A 22049-nucleotide genomic window follows, 5' to 3' on the forward strand; every position below is an offset into this window, starting at 1 on the left:
CGGGCACCGCCCGTGGGACGAGACCGTGACCGGGTTGTGATCCACGCGCGCCGTGTGCGGATCGCGCACGTCCGCCACCTGCCTAGACTGTCCGGGGTTCCACTGTGCGACGACGCATCGCGTCCCGCACGGTGCACAGACAGTCACGCGAGGAGTGCGGGTGTCCAACAAGCGGGAGCGCGAGTACGAGCGCCGCCGGATGGAGAAGTGGCAGGCACGGCACGCCGAGGCCGTCCGTCGGCGTCGGCGTCGGATCGTCGCGGGGTCGGTCGTCGGGGCGCTCGTCCTGGTCATCGGCGTCGTCGCCGCCGTCGTCGCGAACAACGCCGACGACGCCACCCCCGCCGCGTACTCGACCGACACCCCGAGCCCCGACGCGACGCAACCTCCCGTCGACGCCACACCCACGGCCGCGCCCACCAACTCCGAGCTGGTCCCCGATCCCGCGCTCGCCGAGGGCCGCACGTGGACCGGCGAGATCGACCTGAACGCCGGTCCGCTCCAGGTCTCGCTCGACGGCGCGGCCGCGCCGCAGGCGGTCGCGAACTTCGTGACGCTCGCGAAGGACGGCTTCTTCGACGGTACGAAGTGCCACCGCCTCACCACCGAGGGGATCTACGTGCTGCAGTGCGGCGACCCCCAGGCGACGGGCATGGGCGGGCCAGGCTACTCGTGGGGACCGATCGAAAACGCGCCCGCCGACGGGACGTACCCCGCCGGGACCATCGCGATGGCGCGCCAGAGCGGGAACGGCAGCTCGATGGGCTCGCAGTTCTTCATCGTGTACGACACCAGCTCCATCCCGTCAGACAAGGCGGGCGGCTACACCGTGTTCGGCCAGGTCACGTCCGGCTTGGACGTCGTCAAGGCCATCGCCGACGCGGGCACGGCACAGGGTTCGCCAGACGGCCCTCCCGTGTCCGACGTCATCATCGAGGGAGTGAAGATCCAGTGACGCAGACCCCGGACCAGTCGGCCGAGATCGCCGCCGACAGCGCGACGGAGCCCACCTCCCCCGATGTGAGCGCACCTGCCCCCGAGGCGGCCGCCCAGGACGCGACCGACCAGGTCGCCACGACCGATGTCGTCACCGACGAGGCACCCGTCACCGAGGCACCCGCCGAGCAGGCGGCCGCCGACCAGGCACAGGCCGACGAGACACCCCGCGCTGAGGCGCCGGGTGCTGCCGCGACCGAGGAGGCGCCTGTCGCGGAGGCAGCCGTCGAGGCTGCGGTCGAGGAGACATCCTCGGACGACGCTGCGGCCGCACAGGACGCAACCACCGACGAGATCGCCGAGGTCCCGTCGACTAAGGACGCACCGGTCGCGGAGGTTCCGGTCGAGGAGGTTCCGGCCGAGGACGCGGCGACGGCGCCGACCAGCGCAGCCCGCCCCACGCCCGCCTCGATCAAGCCCGGGCCGCGCCCGGTCCCCCGCCCTCCCGTGAACGTCGCCCCCACTGCGCCCAGCACGCCCGCAGCACCCGCGACGCCGGCCGTCGTGGTCACGCCCCCGGTCGACGCAGCCGAGGCCGCGCACGCGGCCACGTTCGGCTCGGTCGACGCCGACGGCACCGTCTCGGTCCGTGAGGCAGCGGGCGAGCGCGTGGTCGGCCAGTACCCGGGCGCGACGGCCGAGGAGGCGCTGGCGTTCTACGTCCGCCGGTTCCTGGACCTGCAGGCGAAGGTGACCGTGTTCGAGGCGCGACTCGGCGCGACCGACCTGTCGGTCAAGGAGATCGACCAGACGCTCACGCGCCTGACCGAGGAGACCGCCGAGCCGGCCGCGGTCGGCGACCTGGACGCGCTCCGGGCGCGTCTCGACGCGCTGCGCGGTGTCGCGGCCGAGCGTCGCGCCCGCGCGGAGGCCGAGCGCCAGGCCGCGCGAGCGGCAGCGGTCGAGGCCCGCACCGCCATCGTCGAGCAGGCCGAGAAGATCGCCGAGACCGACCCGAGCCGCATCCAGTGGCGTCCCGCCGGCGAGCAGCTGCGAGGCCTGCTCGACCAGTGGAAGGACGCCCAGCGGACCGGTCCGCGTCTCGACCGGCCGACCGAGGAGGCGCTCTGGAAGCGGTTCAGCCACGCGCGCACCACGTTCGACCGCGAGCGTCGCCACTTCTTCGCCGAGCTCGAGCAGTCCAACGCCGCGGCCAAGCAGGCCAAGGAGCGCCTGGTCGACGAGGCCGAGCGGCTGCAGTCCAGCTCCGACTGGGGCGCCACCGCCGGCGCGTTCCGCGACCTGATGGCGCAGTGGAAGTCGGCCGGCCGCGCGAGCCGCGCCGACGACGACGCGCTGTGGGCCCGGTTCCGCGCGGCGCAGGACGCCTTCTTCGCCGCCCGTGACGCCCAGAACGCCGCGACGGACGCCGAGTTCGCGGCGAACCTCGAGGTCAAGGAGTCGCTCCTCGTCGAGGCGGAGGCGCTGCTGCCGATCTCCGACCTGGGCGCGGCCAAGCAGGCCATCCGCGGGATCCAGGACCGGTGGGAGGCCGCGGGCAAGGTGCCCCGCGGCGACATCCAGCGTGTCGAGGGCCGCCTGCGCGCGGTCGAGACCGCGATCCGCGAGGCCGAGCAGAAGCAGTGGAGCCGCACCAACCCCGAGACGCGCGCACGCGCCGAGGGTGCCGCTGCACAGCTCGAGCAGGCGATCGTCGGGCTCGAGAAGGACCTCGAGAAGGCCAAGGCCGCCAAGGACCAGCGCCGCATCGCCGAGGCGCAGGCCGCGCTCGACGCGCGGCGCGCCTGGCTCGAGCAGGTCCAGCGGGCCGCGCAGGACGCGCGAGGCTGACCACGGGCTGAGCCCACGGGCGCGGCCGCGCACGCCCGTCGTCCACAGGCCCCGCACGACGACGAGAGGGCGTCGGGCATCCTCACCGGATGACCGACGCCCTCTCGCTGCTCCCCACCGAGCTCGTCCTGCCGCGGCTCGTGCGCCGCTGCGACACCGCGACCGCCGACTGGGCGGGGATGCTGCGCGACGGCGTGCTGCTCCCCGTGACCGAGTCCGTCGCGGTCGTCGGGCCCGAGCCGCCGAGCCCGGACGACCGCGCGCGGGCGCTCGTCACGGCCCTGCCCCGGCACGGCGTGCTCGGGCGCGACAGCGCGGCCTGGGTGCACACCGGGACGAGGCCGCCCGCGCGCGCGTGCGTCCTGGTGCCCGTCGGCGTGCGGCGACCGGCCCCGCGGCCGGACCGGACGTGCGCCGAGGCGGTCTTCGGACCCTCGGACGTCGTCCTGGTCGCGGGAACCGCGGTGACGACCCCGGAGCGCACGGCCGAGGACGTCGCGCGCTGGCTCGCCCCCGACGACGCGGTGGCCCGGCTCGTCGACCTCGCGGCGCACGGACTGGACCTCGCGACCGTCCGACGGCGGCTCACCGCACTCGCCGGGCGGCGCCACGTGCGGCGGGCGCACGCCGTCCTCGAGGCAGCACTCGAGCGCGACGGCGCCCAAGGCGACCTCGCGAGGCTCAGCGCAGCGCGTCCTCCGGACGCGAACCCGTGAGCCGGTAGACGTCGAACACGCCCTCGATCTTGCGCACGGCCGCCAGCACCGACGTCAGGTGGGACGGCTCGGCCATCTCGAACACGAACCGCGACATCGCGACGCGGTCGCGCGACGTCGAGACGGAGGCCGACAGGATGTTGACGTGGTGGTCCGACAGGACCCGCGTGACGTCGGAGAGCAGACGCGCCCGGTCGAGCGCCTCGACCTGGATCTGCACGAGGAACAGCGACGACGACGTGTGGCTCCACTCGACGTCGACCATGCGCTCGGGCTGCGCGCGCAGCTGCTCGACGTTGATGCAGTCGCTGCGGTGCACGCTCACGCCCGCGCCCCGGGTCACGAACCCGACGATGTCGTCGCCCGGCACCGGAGTGCAGCACTTCGCGAGCTTGACCCAGATGTCCTCGACGCCACGCACGACGACGCCCGGGTCGCCGGTGCGGACCCGGCGCGCGGTCGGACCGGGCCGGGCAGTCTCCGCGAGGTCCTCCTCAGCGCCGGTCTCGCCGCCGAGCGACTGGACGAGCCGCTGCACGACGCTGGCCGCGGACGCCTGACCCTCGCCGACCGCCGCGTAGAGGGCTGACACGTCGGGGTAGCGCATCTCGGTCGCGAGCGCGACGAGCGACTCGTGCGACAGCAGGCGCTGCATCGGCAGGTTCTGCTTGCGCATCGCCTTCGCGATCGAGTCCTTGCCGTGCTCGATCGCCTCCTCGCGGCGCTCCTTGGAGAACCACTGACGGATCTTGTTGCGCGCGCGGGGGCTCTTGACGAAGCCGAGCCAGTCGCGGCTCGGTCCGGCGGTCTCGGACTTCGAGGTGAAGACGTCGACGACGTCGCCGTTCTCGAGCGTCGAGTCGAGCGGGACGAGGCGGCCGTTCACGCGCGCGCCCATCGTGCGGTGCCCGACCTCCGTGTGCACCGCGTACGCGAAGTCGACGGGCGTCGAGCCCTGCGGCAGGGCGATCACGTCGCCCTTGGGCGTGAAGACGTAGACCTCGGAACCGGCGATCTCGAACCGCAGCGAGTCCAGGAACTCCGTGGGGTCGGCGGTCTCGCGCTGCCAGTCGACGAGCTGACGCAGCCACGTCATGTCGCCGCCCGCGGGCGCGTCGTCGGTCGCGTTCTTCGCGTTCTCCTTGTACTTCCAGTGCGCCGCGACGCCGTACTCCGCGCGGCGGTGCATGTCGTGCGTGCGGATCTGGATCTCGACCGGCTTGCCCCCCGGCCCGATCACGGTCGTGTGCAACGACTGGTACAGGTTGAACTTGGGCATCGCGATGTAGTCCTTGAACCGGCCGGGGACCGGGTTCCATCGCGCGTGCAGCGCGCCGAGCGCCGCGTAGCAGTCGCGCACGGTGTCGACCAGGACGCGCACGCCCACCAGGTCGTAGATGTCCGCGAAGTCGCGGCCGCGCACGATCATCTTCTGGTAGATCGAGTAGTAGTGCTTCGGCCGGCCCGTGACCGTGGCCTTGATCTTCGCAGCCCGCAGGTCCGCCCCGACCTGGTCGCGCACGACCGCGAGGTACTCCTCGCGGGCCGGGGCGCGCTCGGCGACGAGGTGGACGATCTCGTCGTACACCTTCGGATAGAGGGTCGCGAAGGACAGGTCCTCGAGCTCCCACTTGATCGTGTTCATGCCGAGGCGGTGCGCCAGCGGCGCGTAGATCTCGAGGGTCTCCCGCGCCTTCTTCTCGGCCGAGGCCGCGGGGACGAACTTCCACGTGCGGGCGTTGTGCAGGCGGTCGGCGAGCTTGATCACGAGCACGCGGATGTCGTGCGCCATCGCGACGACCATCTTGCGGACCGTCTCGGACTGCGCCGCGTCGCCGTAGGTGACCTTGTCGAGCTTCGTCACGCCGTCGACGAGCATCGCGACCTCGGGCCCGAACTCGCGCCGGAGCTGCTCGAGCGAGTACTCGGTGTCCTCGACCGTGTCGTGCAGGAGCGCGGCGACCAGCGTCGAGGGCGTCATCCCGAGCTCGGCGAGGATCGTCGCGACCGCGACAGGGTGCGTGATGTACGGGTCGCCGCTCTTGCGGAGCTGGCCGCGGTGCGCCCGCTCGGCGACGACGTACGCGCGCTCGACCGTGCTCAGGTCGGCCTTCGGGTGATTCGCGCGCGCCGCCTGAAGGACCGGCTCGAGCGCCGGGTACGCCGGGCCCCTGGCGCTGCCGAACCGCGTGAGGGCAGCGCGCACCCGCGACGCCGACGAGCCGTTCTGCTCGGCGGTCGCAGCCGACGCCTGCCCGGCCGACGAACCCGCTGACGCCTCGGGCGAGCGGTCGCCTGCGGTGGGCGCGGCGAGGTCCTCGGTCACCCGGACTCCCTCCGTGCTGGTCACGCTGGATCGCACGAGTCTACGACCGTCGCGCGATCGCCTCGCACGCAGGGCGCCCGGCGGCGGTCGCGTGCCTGGTCGGACGAACGGTCAGTCGACCGTGACCACCGAGTCGATGGCCAGACCCTCGAGGTGCCGGCGTCCGTCGAGTCCCGCGATCTCGACCAGGAAGGACAGCCCGACCACCTCGGCGCCACAGGCGCGCAGCAGTCGGACGGTCGCGGCGGCGGTACCACCGGTCGCCAGGACGTCGTCGACGACGAGCACCCGCGCACCAGCCGGGATCGTGAACGGCTGGATCTCGATCGACGCGTCGCCGTACTCCAGCGAGTAGGACTCGGTGGCGAGCGGGCCGGGCAGCTTGCCGGCCTTGCGGACGGGGACGAGCCCCGCACCCAGCGCGGTCGCGATGGGCGCTGCGAGCAGGAACCCGCGCGCCTCCATGCCGGCGACGAGGTCCACGGGACCGTGCGCCGGGGACGCCATCGTCGCGACCACGTCCGCGAAGGCGCTCGCGTCGGCGAGCAGCGGCGTGATGTCACGGAACAGCACCCCGGGCTGCGGGTAGTCCGGGACCAGGCGGACGAGCGCGTTGACCCGGCGCACGACGTCGTCGCGCGCCGGGTCGCCCACGATGGGGAAGGTGCTCATCGGGACGGCTTGCGCCGCTTCGGCTGTGCCGCCTGCCCGAGGTGAGTGCCCGGACGCAGCTGAGCCGCAGCGTGCGGGACGGCGACACCACCGGCTCCGACGGTCTCCGCGTCGACACCCACGCGCGCGGCCAGCACCTTGGCGGTGTGCGCCTTGATCCGCGGCTCCTGCTCCCGCAGCGTCACCTCGAGCGGGGTCGCGAGGAAGATCGAGGAGTACGCGCCGACGAGCATGCCGACGAACAGCGCGAGCGCGATGTCACGCAGCGTCCCGGCGCCGAGGATCGCGGCGCCGACGAACAGGATCGCCGAGACGGGCAGCAGCGCCACGACCGAGGTGTTGATCGAGCGCACCAGCGTCTGGTTGACGGCGAGGTTCGCCTTCTCGGCGTACGTGAAGCGACTCTGGTCCAGCGTGTCCGCGGTGTTCTCACGCACCTTGTCGAACACCACGACCGTGTCGTAGATCGAGTACCCCAGGATCGTCAGGAAGCCGATCACCGTCGCCGGTGTGACCTCCCATCCGATGCCCGCGTACAGGCCGACCGTGATGATCAGGTCGTGGAACAGCGCGATCAGCGCCGCCAGCGCCATGCGCCAGTTGCGGAAGTAGATCGTCATGACGACCGTGACGAACACCAGGAACACCAGGATTCCCGAGATCGCCTTGCGGGACACGTCCTGCCCCCACGTCGGGCCGACGAACTGCGTCGTGATCTCGTCCTCGGTCACGTCGAACGCGGCCTGCAGGGCGTCACCGACCTTGTTGACCTGCTCGTCGGTGAGCTCGGCGACCTGGATGCGCAGCGAGTCGGCACCGAGGTTCGTCACCTCGGGCGACTCCCCCGACGCGATCCCCTGGACCGTGTCGATGGCGAGCTGCTGGTCGCGGTCGCCCGCGATGCCCGACACGACGAACTCCGAGCCGCCCCGGAACTCGATGCCCGGGTTCAGCCCCGGCTTGATCAGCAGCGCGGCCGAGATCAGCACGAGGATCGTCGACGCGATGTAGAAGATGCGCCGGTGTCCGACGATGTCGTACGAACGACGGCCCGTGTACAGGTCGTTGCCCCACTGGGCGAATCCGACGGCCATCAGTGCTCGCTCCCCTCGACCGGCGCGTCGCCGGCCGTGTCGTCCTTCGGTGCGTCGGAGACCGCGCGGTCCTTGGTCGTGCCCTGCTCAGCGGCCCGCTGCGCGGCACGGCGCTCGGCGATCGTCAGGCCGTCCTGCCGTGCGCCCACCGTCGCGGGCGTGCGGACCGCGTCGGCGGTCGCGTCGTCGCCCGGCTCGACGTCCGTACGCCGACCCGTCACGACCTTGCCCCGCCCGACGTACCGCGCGCCGACGACACCCAGGCGGCGCGGGTCGAGACCCGAGGCCGGGTGGCCCTCGCTGAAGAACTTCGTCTTCGACAGGAGCTCCATGAGCGGGTGCGTGAAGAGGAACACGACGATGACGTCGATGATCGTCGTCAGACCCAGCGTGAACGCGAACCCGCGCACGCCGCCGACCGCCAGGAAGTACAGGACGAAGGCCGCGATGAGGTTGACCGCGTCCGAGGCCAGGATCGTGCGGCGGGCGCGTGCCCAGCCCCGCTCGACCGCGGCGCCCAGCGTGCGCCCCTCCCGCAGCTCGTCACGGATGCGTTCGAAGTAGACGATGAACGAGTCCGCCGTGATACCGATCGCGACGATCAGACCCGCGACACCGGGGAGCGACAGGCGGTAGCCCTGCGTCCACGACAGCAGCGTGATCACGCCGAACGTCAGGAGCGCGGCGATCCCGAGCGACGCGACCGTCACCAGGCCCAGCGTGCGGTACTGCAGCAGCGAGTACACGACGACGAGGAGCAGGCCGATGATGCCCGCGAGCAGGCCCTTCTGGAGCTGCTCGGAGCCGAGCGTGGCCGAGATCTGCTGCTCGCTCTGCACCTTGAAGTCGAGCGGGAGCGAGCCGAAGTTGAGCCGGTTCGCGAGCTGCGCGGCGGTGGTCTGGTTGAAGCTGCCCGAGATCTGCGCCTGACCGTTCGGGATCGGCTCGTCGACGCTGGGCGCCGAGATCACGAGCCCGTCGAGCACCATCGCGAACTGGTTCAGCGGGCTGCTCTGGGTCGCGAGGCGCGTCGTGACGTCCGTGAACTGCTTGGCCCCCGTGGACGAGAACTCCATGTTCACGACCCAGCGGTTGCCCATCGCACCGCTCGGCAGGACCTCCAGGCCCGACGAGGCCGAGGAGATCTCCTTCCCGTCGATCTCGACGGGGCCGAGGATGTACTTCAGGCCGTCGCTGTTGCCCTCGCTGTCGACGCCACAGCTGACGAACGCGGCGTCGGCCTTGCCCGAGGTGCCGCCGCCGAGGTTCGACGGGTCGGTGCAGTCGAGCGCGTCGAACTGCGCGCGGATCTCGTCGGTGACCCAGTACGCGGCGTCGCTCGCGGACGCGGGCTCGCTCGGCCGCTGGGGCGCAGCCGTGGGGTCGGCCGTCGGCTCCTGGGTCGGTGCGTCGGTGGCCTCGGGCGTCGCGGGCGCACTCGCGTCGTCCGTCGCGTCCGCCGTGGTGTCCGCGGACTCCGTGGGGGCAGGCGCGACCGTCTCGTCGCTGCCGGGCTCCGTGGTCGCGTCGGGCGTCGGCTCACCGGTCGCTGCGGCCGTCGGCGCCTGCGTCGGCTGTGCCGAGAACGCGTAGTCCTGCACGAGGACCGGGCGGAACTCCATGTGCGACGAGCGGCTGACCGTGGCGATCGTCTCGTCGGAGGCCTTGCCCGGGATCGCGACGACGATGTTGTTGCCGCCCTGGCTGCTGATCTCCGCCTCGGACACGCCCGAGCCGTCGACCCGCTGGCGGATGACGTTGATCGCCTGGCTGATGTCCTCCGCCGTCGGCTCGCGCCCGTCGGTGGACACCGGGGTCAGGATGATCTGCGTCCCGCCCTCGAGGTCGAGGGCCAGCTTGGGCGTCCAGGTCGCGTCGGACGTCTTCGTACCGATGAAGACCGCCAGGAAGGGCAGCACCACGATGACCACCAGCGTGATCAGGGTGCGAACCGGCCGGCGGCGGCGTGTGGGTGGGGCCAACGGAGTTCTTCTCTCGTGCGCGCACCGGTCGCATGCGACCGGTGGGGTCATGGCCCGCCGAACAGCTCGACGGGCCGCGTGGGCTACTTCCGGTCGGTCTCGTCGTCTCCCCGGGTGGGCGGAAGCGACGACAGGTCGTCCGGCACGTCGATCACGGCGTCGTCAGCGGCGGCAGCGCGCTCCTCGTCGGTGAGGTCGGCGTCGTCCTCGACGTCCTCCTCGTCGTCGTACACGACGGGCGGCTCGATCTTCTTGGCGATCGCGGCGCGCACCCAGCGCGTCTGGCTGCCGCCCGGCGTGGACTCGAGCGTGATCGCGTCGTCCTCGATCTCCACGACGTAGCCCATCATGCCGGAAGCGGTCATGACCTCGTCGCCGGGCTCGAGGGTGTTGCGGAACTCCTGCTGCGCCTTCTGCTGCTTGCGCGCGCGACGGGACATGAACCAGAACGCCCCGACCGCGAGGGCCAGGATCAGGAACATGGAGTAACCGCCCCCACCGGTGTTGCTGGTGGTGGCGTTGGTCGCCGCGAGCGCGACGCTGAGCTGAGTCACAGCAGAGTCCTTAGGGTCGATCGTGTCCGGGGCAGTCTAGGCGTAGCGGCCCGTCGCTCCAACGCACGTCCAGGTGCGAAGGTTCCCGCCCGGTGGGGAGCCTGCCACAGATCGGCGCGCGTCCGACGCCCTCAGGCGAACAGCGTGCCCGGGTCACGCGGGGCGGCGAGCCCGAGGTGTGCCCACGTCGCGGGCAGCGCGACCCTGCCGCGCGGTGTCCGGCCGATCAGGCCCTCGCGCACCAGAAACGGTTCAGCGACCGTCTCGACCGTCTCGGGCTCCTCGCCGACGGCCACCGCCAGGGTCGTCAGGCCCACCGGTCCCCCGCCGAACCGCTGGCACAGCGCCTCGAGGACGGACCGGTCGAGGCGGTCGAGGCCGCGCTCGTCGACCTCGTAGACCTCGAGCGCGGCGCGTGCCGCGGCGAGGCTCAGGGTCCCGTCGCCGCGCACCTCGGCCCAGTCCCGGACGCGGCGCAGGAGCCGGTTCGCGATACGTGGCGTGCCGCGCGAGCGCGACGCGATCTCGCGCGCCGCCGCCCCCGCGAGCGGCACGCCGAGCAGGCCCGCGGAACGCAGCAGCACCTGCTCGAGCTCGTCCGTCGCGTAGAAGTCGAGGTGACCGGTGAAGCCGAACCGGTCGCGCAGCGGCGCGGGCAGCAGGCCCGCGCGCGTCGTCGCACCGACGACCGTGAAGGGCGGCAGCGCGAGCGGGATCGCCGAGGCCCCCGCGCCCTTGCCGACCATGACGTCGACGCGGAAGTCCTCCATCGCGACGTACAGGAGCTCCTCGGCCGGCCGCGCGATGCGGTGGATCTCGTCCAGGAACAGCACCTCGCCCTCCTCGAGCGAGGACAGCACCGCGGCGAGGTCGCCCGCGTGCTGGATCGCGGGCCCGCTCGTCACGCGCAAGGAGGCGCCGAGCTCGGCCGCGATGATCATCGCGAGCGTGGTCTTGCCCAACCCGGGCGGCCCGGACAGCAGCACGTGGTCCGGCGCCCGGCCGCGGCCGCGCGCGGCCTGCAGCACCAGGGAGAGCTGTTCGCGCACGACCCGCTGCCCGACGAACTCCGCCATCCGCCGCGGGCGCAGCGCGGCCTCGGCCGCGCGCTCGAGGTCGTCCGCGCCCGAGCGCACGAGCGACTCCGCCGGGAAGCGCTCGGTCACGAGCTCCTCGTCCGGCTCCGCCGCGTCTCCCCGACGATCAGCCACGGACGCCGCCGAGCCCGCGCAGCGCGGCCCGCAGCACCGCGGGGACGTCCTCGGCCGTCAGCGGGCCCTCGGTGTCGGCGAGCACGTCGGTCACGGCCTCCTCGGCGACCTTGGGGTTCCACCCGAGGCCGACGAGCGCGTCGACGACCTGCTGCCTGCGGTCCGTCTCGGTCGGCGTGGGAGCCGCCGCCGCAGCCCCCGCGACGGGCACCGCCGACGGCGCGCCCAGGCGGTCCTTGAGCTCGAGGACGATGCGCTGCGCACCCTTGCGGCCGATGCCCGGGACGCGCTCGAGAGCCTTGAGGTCCTCACCGGCGACCGCGCGGCGCAGACCGTCCGGCGTGTGGACGGCGAGCATGGCGAGCGCGAGTCGCGGCCCGACCCCGCTCACGGTCTGCACGATCTCGAAGGCCTCGCGCTCGTCGTCCTCGGCGAAGCCGAAGAGCGTGAGCGAGTCCTCCCGCACCACGAGCGACGTGTGCAGGAGCGCCTCCTGGCCGTGCCGCAGTTGCGCCAGGGTCGCGGGCGTGGCCTGCACGAGCATGCCGACGCCGCCGACCTCCACGACCGCCGAGTCCAGCCGCACCGCGAGGACCGTCCCCCGCACCGAAGCGATCACCGAGCCACCTCCACCGTTCGACGGGTAACCTTCCCACACGCACGAACAACTGTACGAACGACACGCCCCGACCCGGCCTGGTCCGGTCCGGCCCGGGCGCACGCTCCCCGGACGAGGTGCCGAACCTCAGCGCCGCGCGGCCTGCTCCGCGGCGGCCCACGCGCGCTGCGCGGAGGTCATCGACGCCGCCGGGCGCTGGGGCGCACCCAGCGCGCCGGCCGGGCGCCACAGGTGGCAGATCGCCAGCGCGAGCGCGTCCGCCGCGTCGGCCGGCCGGGGCAGCTCGTCGAGCTGCAGGAGGCGCGCGACCATCGTCTGGACCTGCGCCTTGCCCGCGCGGCCGTTGCCCGTGACCGCCGCCTTCACCTCGGACGGCGTGTGCAGCGCCACCGGGATCCGACGACGCGCGGCGGCGACCATGGCCAGCCCCGCGACCTGCGCGGTGCCCATCACCGTGCGCACGTTGTGCTGGGCGAAGACGCGCTCGACGGCCACGGCATCGGGAGCGTGCTCCTCGAGCCACTCCTCGATCCGGCGCTCGATCAGGAGCAGCCGCTGGTCGACGTCCAGGTCCGCGCCGGAGGTCGCCACGCCCACGTGCACGAGCCGCACCCGGCGTCCGGGGAGCCCGTCGACGACACCCAGCCCGCACCGGGTCAGGCCAGGGTCCACGCCGAGAACTCGCACGCGCGCATCGTCGCACCCGGCTCCCACGCGGGACGGCTCGCAACGCCGCACGCCGCCCACCCGGTGCATCGCCGACGAGCGCGCTCGGGCGAGGACGCACGAGGGGCCGCACCACCTCGCGGGTGGTGCGGCCCCTCGTCGCGGTTGTCGTGCGGGACGGACCGGTCGGTCAGTCGTCCTCGAGCTCGGCCATGACCTCGTCGGACGCGTCGAAGTTCGCGTAGACGTTCTGCACGTCGTCCGAGTCCTCCAGCGCGTCGATGAGGCGCAGGATCTTGCGCGCGCCGTCGGCGTCGACCTCGATCTGCGTCGCGGGCCAGAACACCACGTCCGCCGAGTCGTACTCGATGCCGGCCTCCTGCAGCGCGGTCCGGACCGGGACCAGGTCGGTCGCCTCGCTCAGCACCTCGAACTGCTCGCCGAGGTCGGTGACCTCCTCGCCGCCGACCTCGAGGACCGCCTCCATGACGGCCTCCTCGTCGGTGCCCTCCTTGGGCACGATGACGACGCCCTTGCGGCTGAAGAGGTAGGAGACCGAGCCAGGGTCGGCCATCTGGCCGCCGTTGCGCGTGAACGCGACGCGCACGTCCGAGGCGGCCCGGTTGCGGTTGTCGGTCAGGCACTCGACCAGCACCGCGACCCCGCCGGGGCCGTAGCCCTCGTACATGATCGTCTGGTAGTCGGCGCCGCCGGCCTCCTGGCCGGACCCGCGCTTGAGGGCGCGGTCGATGTTGTCGTTGGGAACCGACGACTTCTTGGCCTTCTGGATCGCGTCGAAGAGCGTGGGGTTACCCGCGGGGTCACCACCGCCCGTGCGGGCGGCCACCTCGATGTTCTTGACGAGCTTGGCGAAGAGCTTGCCTCGCTTCGCGTCGATCACGGCCTTCTTGTGCTTGGTGGTGGCCCACTTGGAGTGACCCGACATGCGCTCGTTACCCCTGGCTGTCGCGGACGATCTGGACGAAGAGACGGTGCACCCGGGTGTCACCGGTGACCTCCGGGTGGAACGAGGTCACGAGCAGCGGTCCCTGGCGGACCGCCACGATCCTACCGGCGGCTGGACCTGCTTCGACGCGCCCGACCACCGTGGCGGCCGGGCCGACCTCCTCGACCCAGGGCGCTCGGATGAACACGGCGTGCAACGGGCCGTCGTCCACACCCTCGATCGACAGGTCAGTCTCGAACGAGTCGACCTGCCTACCGAACGCGTTGCGGCGCACCGTCATGTCGACCCCGCCGAGGGTCTGCTGCCCCTCGATGCCGCCCAGCACCCGGTCGGCGAGCAGGATCATGCCGGCGCACGAGCCGTAGGCGGGCATCCCCGCCCGCAGTCGCTCCCGGACCGGGTCGAACAGGTCGAACGCGCGCAGGAGCTTGTCGATCGTCGTCGACTCCCCACCCGGGATGACGAGCGCGTCGACGGCGTCGAGCTCGGAGACCCGACGCACGGGCACGGCGCGAGCGCCCTCGGTCTCGAGGGCGTGCGCGTGCTCACGCACGTCACCCTGCAGCGCAAGGACACCGACGGTCACAGTCACGTCGCAGATCCTAGGTCGCCGTCGCGGGTGCTCAGCGCGCGGCGGCTGCGCGCAGACCGCTGCCCGACGCCGTGCGGACCTCGTCGGCCAGGTGCGTCAGGCCGTCGAGCAGCGCGGACCGGGACGCGGCCAGGCTCACGCGCACCATCCCGTCCGCACCGACGCCGAACGTCGACCCCGGGGCGACCGCGACGTGCCGACGCGCGAGCAGCCGCCGCGCGAACGCCTCGGTCTCGGTCGTGCCCACGTCGACCATCAGGTAGAAGGCACCGTCGGGCTCGGAGAACCGCAGACCGCGCGAGGTCAACAGCTCGGCCGCGGCGTCCCGCCGGTCCCAGTACGACTCGACGGCGTCGTGCACCCACTCCTGCGAGCCCTCGAGGGCCGCGAGGGCCGCGTGCTGGCCCACCGTCGACGGGCACGAGACGGTCGCCTCCGCGATCTGGCCGACGAGGTCGACGAGCTCGGGCCGCGGAAGCGCCACGAGCCCGACGCGCCAGCCGGTCATCGCGTACGTCTTCGACATGGAGTGGAAGACGAGCACGCGGCCGTCGGTGTCGTACGCCGCGGGGCTCACGTGCGGGGTGCCGAACGTGATCGCCTCGTAGCACTCGTCGGACAGCAGCCACAGGTCGTGCCGACGCGCGAGCTCGACGAGCGCCTCGACGGTCGCCGCCGGGTACACGGCGCCGGTCGGGTTGTTCGGCGAGCACACGACGATCGCGCGCGTGTGCGGCGTGATCGCTGCCTCGACGTCGGCGATGCGCGGGACGAAGCCGTCGCTCGCCCGTGCGAGGTACGTCGTCGGGACCGCGCCGCACGCGTGCGCGGACATCGCCCAGTTGGGGAACGTGGGGTCGGGCAGCAGGATCTCGTCACCCGGCCCGAGGATCGCGGACATCACCATCGCGAGCCCGTGCATCGCACCGTGCGTCACGACGACCGCGTCGGCGTCCACGCGCGCGCCTGAGCGCTTCGCGATCCGCTCCGCGCCGGCCGCCCGCAGCTCGGCCAGGCCGATGCTCGAGCAGTAGCCCGTCTCGCCGCGCGAGGCGGCACGCGCGACCGCGTCGACGACGTGGTGCGGCAGCACCGCGTCGGGTTCGCCGATCTCGAGGTGGACGGCCGCGGGGTCACGCAGGGCGAGGTCCATGAGCGTGCGGATGCCGCTGCGCGGGATCGCGCGCGAGGGCGAGGAGGACGAGGCGATCGGCATGGCCCGACGGTACGCGCGTCAGGTCACGAGCAGGTTACCGACCAGTACGGTCGCGTCGCGGCGCATCGGCCGGGGCCTGCGACCGCGCCCGTCTCGCCCTGCGCGAGGCGCGGGGCTAGTGTCCGAGACGAACGGCCGCAGCCAGCGGGCACCTCGTAGCGAGGTCCGACGATGAGCGAGATCGACGAGATCCTGGCCCAGATCCCCCTGCCCTCCCTCGCAGCGCAGCTCGGCGTCGACGAGCGGACGGCCGAGGCTGCGGTGCGCAGCGCACTGCCCGCCCTCGTGGGCGGTCTGCAGTCGAACGCCGCGAGTCCCGACGGCGCGGCATCGCTCGCGGGCGCGATCGAGCAGCACCCCGCGACGCTCTTCGACGGCGGGCTCGACCTGGGCGGGCTCGACCTCGACGACGGCGCCAAGATCCTCGGGCACATCTTCGGCGGCGGCACGGACCAGGTGGCGCAGCAGGTCGATGCCGACATGGGCGCGCAGCTCGGCGGCGTGCCCGAGGGCGCTGCCGGGCTCGGTGGCGGGTCGGGCTCGCTCGTCTCACGCCTGCTGCCCATGCTCGCGCCGATCGTCATGGCGTTCCTGGCCAAGCGCCTGCAGGGCGGCGGCGGCCCGACGAGCTCCGCACCCTCGTCGGGCGGCGGGCTGCAGGACATGCTGGGCTCGATCCTCGGCGGGCTCGGCGGTCGCTGACCGCCGGGGCAGTCACTCGCGCGCGAGACCCAGGTGCCGCGTGGTGCCGTCCCACACGGGCAGCAGGCTCGCCACGAGGGCGGCCAGGCCCTCGGGGAAGACCTCGATGTCGACCGCGGCGAGATCCGCGAGCGTCCACCAGCGCAGCTCGTCGATCACGTCCTGCTCGAGCGCCGTCCAGCCGGAACGGTCCTCGACGACGAACGACGACGAGGGCACGCGCGCGAGGAAGATCTCCTCGTCCTGCCGGCAGTGCTCGAAGTAGAAGTCGAAGATCGCCGAACGCGTGAAGACCGGGCCGCTCACGTCGTCGGCCGCGAGCACGATCCCTGACTCCTCGCGCACCTCACGCACCGCCGCGTCGAGCGCCGACTCGCCGGCGTCGATGCCACCGCCGATGGTGAACCACCACGAGCGCTCGGGCTGATCGGCGTCGTGCCCGCGGATCAGGAGCACACGGTCGTCCTCGTCGAGCAGGATCACGCGTGCGGCGCGGCGGAACAGCAGGCCGTCGGCGCCGCGCGTCCACTCGGGACCAAGGGCGTGCACCGGTCCCCCGCGTCCCGCGTCGACGTCCACCGCCGCAGCCGGAGCGGCGTGGTCGGCAGGGCCGGGCGGATCAGCGGGCACGACGAAGGCCGCGGGCTCGTCGTCGCCCGCGGCCCTCGTCGACACGTCTGAGGTCACCAGCCCCGCTCGGCCAGCCGGTGCGGGACGGGCACGTCGTCGACGTTGATGCCGACCATCGCCTCACCCAGTCCGCGCGAGACCTTGGCGATGACGTCGGCGTCGTCGAAGAACGTGGTCGCCTTGACGATCGCGGCGGCGCGCTCCGCCGGGTTCCCGGACTTGAAGATGCCCGAGCCGACGAAGACGCCCTCCGCACCGAGCTGCATCATCATCGCCGCGTCCGAGGGCGTCGCGATGCCGCCCGCGGTGAAGAGCACGACGGGCAGCTTGCCGGCGGTCGCGACCTCCTTGACGAGCTCGTACGGCGCCTGCAGGTCCTTCGCCGCGAGGTACAGCTCGTCCTCGGGCAGCGAGGTGAGGCGGCGGATCTCGTCGCGCAGCGTGCGCATGTGCGTCGTCGCGTTGGAGACGTCACCCGTGCCGGCCTCGCCCTTCGAGCGGATCATCGCGGCGCCCTCGGTGATCCGGCGCAGCGCCTCACCCAGGTTGGTGGCACCGCAGACGAAGGGCACCGTGAACGCCCACTTGTCGATGTGGTGCGCGTAGTCCGCGGGCGTGAGGACCTCGGACTCGTCGATGTAGTCGACCCCGAGGCTCTGCAGCACCTGCGCCTCGACGAAGTGGCCGATCCGAGCCTTCGCCATGACGGGGATCGAGACCGCCTCGATGATGCCGTCGATCAGGTCCGGGTCGCTCATGCGCGCGACGCCGCCCTGCGAGCGGATGTCCGCCGGCACGCGCTCGAGCGCCATGACGGCCACGGCGCCCGCGTCCTCGGCGATCTTCGCCTGCTCGGCGTTGACGACGTCCATGATGACGCCGCCCTTGAGCATCTCCGCCATGCCTCGCTTGACACGCGCGGTGCCGATGACGCCGGCCGCGTCGCTCGTCGGGGTGGGCTGGCTGTTGTCGCTGGTCACGTCAAGCCTCGCAGAGAAAAGGTGCGGTCACTGGTGGTGTGCGGTCCGGAGGCGGTCGGGGCGCGCCCTGTCAGCTGCCTACCGGGACGAGCCGGCGGGCTCCACGACGGACCGAACCTCGCCATCGTAATGCGTGCCGTGAGCCGCACGGCGCGACCGTCTCACGGGCGGCAGGGTCACGGGCAGCAGCCTCACGGGCGGCAGCCTCACGGGCAGCAGACCGGTGAGGGTCGGTCAGCCGACGCCGGGCCGCGGCAGCGCGGACGGCCACGCGTCATCGAGCTCGAGCGTCCGCGGCTCGGGGGCGTGCCCCGCGAGGCGCAGGAGCCGCACGAACCGCCCGCGGCGCACGCGCTGGGTCTGCAGCACGGCCTCGTTGTGGAAGCGGCGCGCGATCTCGGCCCGGTACCAGGCGGAGCTGAGCGCGTCGAGCAGCTCGACGCCGCCCGGCTCCGCGCTCACGGTCGCGACCTCGTCGGGCGCGCCGAGCACCTCGCGCAGCGTCGCGCTGAGCTCGCTCTCGACCTGCCCGCGCTCCTCCTCGTCGCCCGAGGCGGCCGGTGAGGACAGCGCGCGGTCGGCGCTGCCGCGCGGGTCGGAGAGCAGGAGCGCGAGCAGCTCGGGCGGACCGTCCGTGCCTCCGCTCGTCCCCTCGGCGCCGAGCGCGGCCCACGCGGCCTCGCCCACGAGCACGGACGAGACCGGGTCGAGCAGGCCCGACGTCGCCAGCGCCGCCGCGGCGGTCGCACGACGCACGAGCTGGGCCTCGACGACGCTGCGCGACGCACCGACCTTGCGGTGCAGCCGGTCGAGCCGGGAGGCCGCGACCCACACCGACCACACGAGCAGGCCGAGGACGAGCACCACGACGACCGCGATCTCGGACCATGTCATCGACCCTCACCCCGGCTCTCGCGACCACGCCGCAGCTCGAGGATCCGGGCGCCGCGCAGCGAGGACGGGTCCTCGCCCACCGGGGCGTCCCGGCCCGCGACGGCCATCTCGTACACGGCCAGCACCTGGTCGGTCACGGCGGACCAGTCGTACCGGCGCACGACCGCGTGGGCGTGCGTCGCCACCTTCTCCCGCAGCGCGGCGTCGCCCAGGACGCGCACGAGCGTGCGGGCCAGGTCGTCGGAGTCGCCCGTGCGGAACAGCACGCCCGCGGCGCCGTCGTCGAGCACGCGCGAGAACGCGCCGAGATCGCTCGCGACGACCGCCGCCCCCGCGCTCATGGCCTCGACGAGCACGATGCCGAAGCTCTCGCCGCCCGTCTGCGGCGCCACGTACACGTCGACCGACGCGAGCAGCCGCGCCTTGTCCTCGTCGGAGACACCGCCCAGGAACTCGACGGCGCCCGCCTGCTCCCCGAGGACCTCGCGCGCCTGCTCCTCGCCGCTGTCGCCCCGACCGGCCACCAGGAACCTCGCGCCCGGCACGTGTGCGAGCACCTCACGCACCGCGCCGAGCAGGACGCCGAGCCCCTTGCGCGGCTCGTCGAGCCGGCCGAGGAACGCGATCGTCGGGGCCTGCGGCGTGCCGGTCCAGCGCGCGTCCGGCTCGGCCTGCTCGAACAGGTCGACGTAGACGCCGTTCGGGATGACGACGGCGTCGCCGCCGAGGTGGTCGACGAGCGTGCGGCGTGCGTCCTCGGACACCGCGATCCGCGCCGAGATCTTCTCGAGCGACTGGCGCACGAGCGGGAACGCGACCTGGAGCGACCGTGAGCGCACGGTCGAGGTGTGGAACGTGGCGACCACGGGACCGTCGGCGATCCACAGCGCGAGCATCGACAGGCTGGGCGTCACCGGCTCGTGCAGGTGCAGCACGTCGAACTGCCCCTGCTCGAGCCACTTGCGCGTGCGGGCGGCCGTCACGGGCCCGAACGTCAGCCGCGCGACCGAGCCGTTGTACCGGACCGGGACGGCACGTCCGGCGGCCGTGAGGTAGTCCGGGACCGGCGTGTCGTCGTCGGCGGGCGCGAGGACCTCGACCGTGTGGCCGCGGGACAGCAGCGCCTCGGCCAGGTCGCGCACGTGGAACTGGACGCCACCGGGCACGTCGAACGAGTAGGGGCACACGATGCCGACGCGCAACGGCCGGGTCGGAGTCGTCGTCATGGCCGTGCCGTCCCGTCACGGTCGGTGGTGGCCCGCTGCGCCGTGCGTGCCTTCGTGGCGGCGTACCGCTCGGGGTCGAGGTCCTCGACGAAGATCCGCTGCAGCATGTGCCAGTCCTGCGAGGAGGCCGCGATGCCGGCAGCGAGCCGGTCCACCCACGCCTGGGTGAGCACCCCCACGCGTTCGGCACGCGGCACGTCGTCCGCGACGGGTTCGACCGGGTCGAACGTGACGCAGATGCCCCACGGGGTGCGCGCGCGGCGTCGGCGCTCGCCGTGCAGCCGTTCATAGGTGATGACTGTCGTCACCAGAGGCGCCCCGGTCGCCAGGGAGAGCGCGGCCGGTCCCGCTGCGACGCGGGCCTGGCGGCCGAACAGGTCGACCTCGATGCCGCTGTGGGTGAGGTCGCGGTCGGCGAGCAGCGGGACCAGGCCCGGACCGCCCGTGCGCACGACGCGCACGAGCTCGCGGAACACGTCGCCGTCGCCGAGCGGCAGGATGCGCAGCCCGATGCACTCGCGGAACCGCAGGAACTCCTCGAACACCTCGGGCGGTTCGAGGCGCTCCGCCACGGTCGTGACGGGTGCGACGGCGCGCGTCGCCCAGGCCCCCGCGAGGTCCCAGTTGCCGAGGTGACCGAGCGCGAGGACGACGGCCCGACCGTCCTGGACGTGCCGCACCACGTGCTCCAGGCCGACCGCACGCACCCGCGCGTCGATCTGCTCGGCGCTCGCACCGCTGAGCGCGAACGCCTCGCTGAAGTAGCGCAGGTACGAGCGCATGCCCGCACGGGACAGCCGCCGCACCTGCGACCGGCTGAGGTCGGGCCGCACGCGCGCGAGGTTCGCCTCGAGCCGCCGCACACCGCTCCCGCGGCGCAGCCATGCCACGTCGGCCCCGAGGGCAGCCGCGCCGCGCAGCAGCGGTCCGGGCAGGCGCGGGGCGTGCCGCCACGCGAAGCCGTACAGCGCGCCGACGTCGAGGCTCACGCGTCCGCCCCGTGCCCGCTCGCGCCGTCGGCCGGTGCGCTCGGCACGGCGAGCGCTCGCGCCTGGGCGTACACCTTGGCCATGCGCTGCACGACCGTGATGGCGGACGCCACCGCGAGCAGGGCGAGGACCACGGTCAGCACGGCGAGCGGCAGCCCGAACCCGACGAGTGCGGTCGCGGTCAGCACGAGCAGCAGCCGGTCGGCCCGCTCGGCGATTCCGCCCGACGCGGTCATGCCGAGCCCCTCGGCGCGGGCGCGCGCGTACGGCACGATCGAGCCGAGGATCAGGCACGCCAGCGCGAGCGTGGCCGTGAGGCGGTCGTCGCCGGCGCCGAAGAACCACAGCACCAGGCCACCGAAGATCGCGGCGTCGCCGAACCGGTCGAGCGTGGAGTCCAGGAACGCCCCCCAGGGCCCGGACCGGCCGGCCCGACGCGCCATGACGCCGTCGAGCGAGTCGGTGAGCACGAAGACGGTGATCACGAGCGTGCCCGCGAGCAGGTGACCGGTCGGGAACGCCCACAGCGCGGTGACCACCACGACAAGCGTCCCGGTGATGGTCACGGCGTCGGGCGAGACCCCGAGCCGGAGCAAGGCGTCCGCGACCGGCGTGAAGAGGCGGGTCATCGCGCCACGGAGACGGTTCAGCACGGGTCGATCATCCCCCGGTCGGAGTGGGCCAGGCCGCGGCGAGCCGCGCGCGCGTGTCGGACAGGAGTTCCGGCAACGCCCGGCTGCGCCCCACGACCGGCAGGAAGTTCGAGTCACCGTCCCACCGCGGCACGACGTGCTGGTGCAGGTGAGCGGCGATCCCGGCGCCCGCGACGTCGCCCTGGTTCATGCCCAGGTTGAAGCCGCTCGGCGCCAGGACCGCACGGAGCACGCGCATCGCCGACTGCGTCAGCGCACCCACCTCGGCCACCTCGTCGACACTGAGGTCCGTGTAGTCCGCGACGTGCCGGTACGGGCACACCAGGACGTGCCCCGGGTTGTACGGGTACAGGTTCATCACGACGTACGCCCGCGTGCCGCGCGCGACGACGAGGCCCTCGTCGTCGGGCAGCGACGGGATACGGCAGAACGGGCACCCGGGACCGGCGGCGTCGTCGACGGGCTTGTTCTCCCCGCCGATGTACGCCATGCGGTGCGGCGTCCACAGCCGCTGGAAGCCGTCCGGCTCGCCGGCGAGCGCGCGCGCGTCGACGAGCTCGGGACCCGTCACGC

The 22049-nt window shown here is 73.1% G+C and carries 22 protein-coding genes; 4 read left to right on the forward strand and 18 right to left on the reverse strand.

Features of this window, described 5'->3' with window-relative positions:
• Positions 1 to 160 precede the first annotated feature (160 nt).
• The 3 genes from CGE01nite_RS07550 to CGE01nite_RS07560 all read left to right on the forward strand — a co-directional run bounded on the left by CGE01nite_RS07550 (position 161) and on the right by CGE01nite_RS07560 (position 3503).
• Complete coding sequence (locus tag CGE01nite_RS07550; RefSeq protein ID WP_053071683.1) at positions 161 to 955, forward strand: peptidylprolyl isomerase; 795 nt, start codon at positions 161 to 163, stop codon at positions 953 to 955.
• Complete coding sequence (locus CGE01nite_RS07555) at positions 952 to 2787, forward strand: DUF349 domain-containing protein (protein ID WP_141370024.1); 1836 nt, start codon at positions 952 to 954, stop codon at positions 2785 to 2787. Before CGE01nite_RS07550 ends, CGE01nite_RS07555 begins: the two co-directional genes overlap by 4 nt.
• Positions 2788 to 2876: 89 nt before the next feature.
• On the forward strand, positions 2877 to 3503 hold the full coding sequence (locus CGE01nite_RS07560; RefSeq protein WP_048343377.1) for a type IV toxin-antitoxin system AbiEi family antitoxin: 627 nt from the start codon (positions 2877 to 2879) through the stop codon (positions 3501 to 3503).
• Here CGE01nite_RS07560 and CGE01nite_RS07565 read toward each other — a convergent pair.
• From CGE01nite_RS07565 to CGE01nite_RS07615, 11 genes are all read right to left on the reverse strand, one after another.
• The gene (locus CGE01nite_RS07565; protein ID WP_048343421.1) at positions 3469 to 5829 is read right to left on the reverse strand and encodes a RelA/SpoT family protein; all 2361 of its coding nucleotides are present in this window, start codon (positions 5827 to 5829) and stop codon (positions 3469 to 3471) included. The genes CGE01nite_RS07560 and CGE01nite_RS07565 overlap by 35 nt on opposite strands.
• Positions 5830 to 5940: 111 nt before the next feature.
• Positions 5941 to 6501 carry an adenine phosphoribosyltransferase gene (locus tag CGE01nite_RS07570; protein ID WP_048343378.1) on the reverse strand — a complete coding sequence of 187 codons (561 nt, stop codon included), beginning with the start codon at positions 6499 to 6501 and terminating at the stop codon, positions 5941 to 5943.
• Positions 6498 to 7595, reverse strand: coding sequence for a protein translocase subunit SecF (gene secF, locus CGE01nite_RS07575; protein WP_048343379.1), 1098 nt, complete (start codon positions 7593 to 7595; stop codon positions 6498 to 6500). The genes CGE01nite_RS07570 and secF overlap by 4 nt, the downstream gene beginning before the upstream one ends.
• Positions 7595 to 9628, reverse strand: coding sequence for a protein translocase subunit SecD (secD, locus tag CGE01nite_RS07580; protein ID WP_141370026.1), 2034 nt, complete (start codon positions 9626 to 9628; stop codon positions 7595 to 7597). The genes secF and secD overlap by 1 nt, the downstream gene beginning before the upstream one ends.
• Positions 9629 to 9660: 32 nt before the next feature.
• Complete coding sequence (gene yajC / locus CGE01nite_RS07585; protein ID WP_229747556.1) at positions 9661 to 10131, reverse strand: preprotein translocase subunit YajC; 471 nt, start codon at positions 10129 to 10131, stop codon at positions 9661 to 9663.
• A gap of 131 nt (positions 10132 to 10262) precedes the next feature.
• A complete protein-coding gene (ruvB, locus tag CGE01nite_RS07590) occupies positions 10263 to 11342 on the reverse strand; it encodes a Holliday junction branch migration DNA helicase RuvB (RefSeq protein WP_371857579.1) in 1080 nt (359 codons plus the stop codon).
• A complete protein-coding gene (gene ruvA, locus CGE01nite_RS07595) occupies positions 11335 to 11961 on the reverse strand; it encodes a Holliday junction branch migration protein RuvA (protein WP_048343382.1) in 627 nt (208 codons plus the stop codon). Before ruvA ends, ruvB begins: the two co-directional genes overlap by 8 nt.
• 126 nt (positions 11962 to 12087) lie before the next feature.
• Positions 12088 to 12648, reverse strand: a complete 561-nt coding sequence (ruvC, locus tag CGE01nite_RS07600; RefSeq protein WP_141370028.1) for a crossover junction endodeoxyribonuclease RuvC — start codon at positions 12646 to 12648, stop codon at positions 12088 to 12090.
• A gap of 169 nt (positions 12649 to 12817) precedes the next feature.
• Complete coding sequence (locus CGE01nite_RS07605) at positions 12818 to 13573, reverse strand: YebC/PmpR family DNA-binding transcriptional regulator (protein ID WP_048343384.1); 756 nt, start codon at positions 13571 to 13573, stop codon at positions 12818 to 12820.
• A 7-nt stretch (positions 13574 to 13580) separates the two neighbouring features.
• Complete coding sequence (gene pdxT, locus CGE01nite_RS07610) at positions 13581 to 14186, reverse strand: pyridoxal 5'-phosphate synthase glutaminase subunit PdxT (protein WP_048343385.1); 606 nt, start codon at positions 14184 to 14186, stop codon at positions 13581 to 13583.
• 31 nt (positions 14187 to 14217) lie between these two features.
• Entirely contained in the window at positions 14218 to 15402 is a 1185-nt protein-coding gene (locus CGE01nite_RS07615) for a pyridoxal phosphate-dependent aminotransferase (RefSeq protein ID WP_141370030.1), read from the reverse strand.
• A gap of 171 nt (positions 15403 to 15573) precedes the next feature.
• On the opposite strand from CGE01nite_RS07615, the gene CGE01nite_RS07620 reads away from it, so the two are divergent.
• Positions 15574 to 16104, forward strand: a complete 531-nt coding sequence (locus CGE01nite_RS07620) for a DUF937 domain-containing protein (protein WP_141370031.1) — start codon at positions 15574 to 15576, stop codon at positions 16102 to 16104.
• Positions 16105 to 16116: 12 nt separating this feature from the next.
• Here the strand turns inward: CGE01nite_RS07620 and CGE01nite_RS07625 are convergent, their stop codons facing one another.
• From CGE01nite_RS07625 to CGE01nite_RS07655, 7 genes are all read right to left on the reverse strand, one after another.
• On the reverse strand, positions 16117 to 16791 hold the full coding sequence (locus CGE01nite_RS07625; RefSeq protein WP_082156402.1) for an NUDIX hydrolase: 675 nt from the start codon (positions 16789 to 16791) through the stop codon (positions 16117 to 16119).
• Positions 16788 to 17714 (reverse strand): pyridoxal 5'-phosphate synthase lyase subunit PdxS, encoded by a 927-nt coding sequence (gene pdxS / locus CGE01nite_RS07630; RefSeq protein ID WP_048343387.1) that lies wholly within the window; start codon positions 17712 to 17714, stop codon positions 16788 to 16790. The genes CGE01nite_RS07625 and pdxS overlap by 4 nt, the downstream gene beginning before the upstream one ends.
• Before the next feature lie 234 nt (positions 17715 to 17948).
• The gene (locus tag CGE01nite_RS07635; RefSeq protein WP_048343388.1) at positions 17949 to 18608 is read right to left on the reverse strand and encodes a hypothetical protein; all 660 of its coding nucleotides are present in this window, start codon (positions 18606 to 18608) and stop codon (positions 17949 to 17951) included.
• Positions 18605 to 19810, reverse strand: a complete 1206-nt coding sequence (locus CGE01nite_RS07640) for a glycosyltransferase family 4 protein (protein WP_141370045.1) — start codon at positions 19808 to 19810, stop codon at positions 18605 to 18607. Before CGE01nite_RS07640 ends, CGE01nite_RS07635 begins: the two co-directional genes overlap by 4 nt.
• 20 nt (positions 19811 to 19830) lie before the next feature.
• Complete coding sequence (locus CGE01nite_RS07645; protein WP_141370033.1) at positions 19831 to 20823, reverse strand: phosphatidylinositol mannoside acyltransferase; 993 nt, start codon at positions 20821 to 20823, stop codon at positions 19831 to 19833.
• On the reverse strand, positions 20820 to 21476 hold the full coding sequence (gene pgsA, locus CGE01nite_RS07650; protein ID WP_048343391.1) for a phosphatidylinositol phosphate synthase: 657 nt from the start codon (positions 21474 to 21476) through the stop codon (positions 20820 to 20822). Before pgsA ends, CGE01nite_RS07645 begins: the two co-directional genes overlap by 4 nt.
• A 7-nt stretch (positions 21477 to 21483) precedes the next feature.
• On the reverse strand, positions 21484 to 22047 hold the full coding sequence (locus CGE01nite_RS07655) for an HIT family protein (protein ID WP_048343424.1): 564 nt from the start codon (positions 22045 to 22047) through the stop codon (positions 21484 to 21486).
• Between the last annotated feature and the right edge of the window lie 2 nt (positions 22048 to 22049).

Source organism: Cellulomonas gelida (assembly GCF_006538725.1).
Taxonomy (GTDB): domain Bacteria; phylum Actinomycetota; class Actinomycetes; order Actinomycetales; family Cellulomonadaceae; genus Cellulomonas; species Cellulomonas gelida.

What these genes read in the sequence shown, in the direction of transcription:
- CGE01nite_RS07615 (WP_141370030.1), bottom strand. Translation starts at nt 15,402, where the DNA reads ATGCCGATCGCCTCGTCCTCCTCGCCCTCGCGCGCGATCCCGCGCAGC.
- secF (WP_048343379.1), bottom strand. Translation starts at nt 7,595, where the DNA reads ATGGCCGTCGGATTCGCCCAGTGGGGCAACGACCTGTACACGGGCCGT.
- CGE01nite_RS07635 (WP_048343388.1), bottom strand. Translation starts at nt 18,608, where the DNA reads ATGACATGGTCCGAGATCGCGGTCGTCGTGGTGCTCGTCCTCGGCCTG.
- CGE01nite_RS07560 (WP_048343377.1), top strand. Translation starts at nt 2,877, where the DNA reads ATGACCGACGCCCTCTCGCTGCTCCCCACCGAGCTCGTCCTGCCGCGG.
- CGE01nite_RS07605 (WP_048343384.1), bottom strand. Translation starts at nt 13,573, where the DNA reads ATGTCGGGTCACTCCAAGTGGGCCACCACCAAGCACAAGAAGGCCGTG.
- CGE01nite_RS07570 (WP_048343378.1), bottom strand. Translation starts at nt 6,501, where the DNA reads ATGAGCACCTTCCCCATCGTGGGCGACCCGGCGCGCGACGACGTCGTG.
- secD (WP_141370026.1), bottom strand. Translation starts at nt 9,628, where the DNA reads ATGACCCCACCGGTCGCATGCGACCGGTGCGCGCACGAGAGAAGAACT.
- CGE01nite_RS07620 (WP_141370031.1), top strand. Translation starts at nt 15,574, where the DNA reads ATGAGCGAGATCGACGAGATCCTGGCCCAGATCCCCCTGCCCTCCCTC.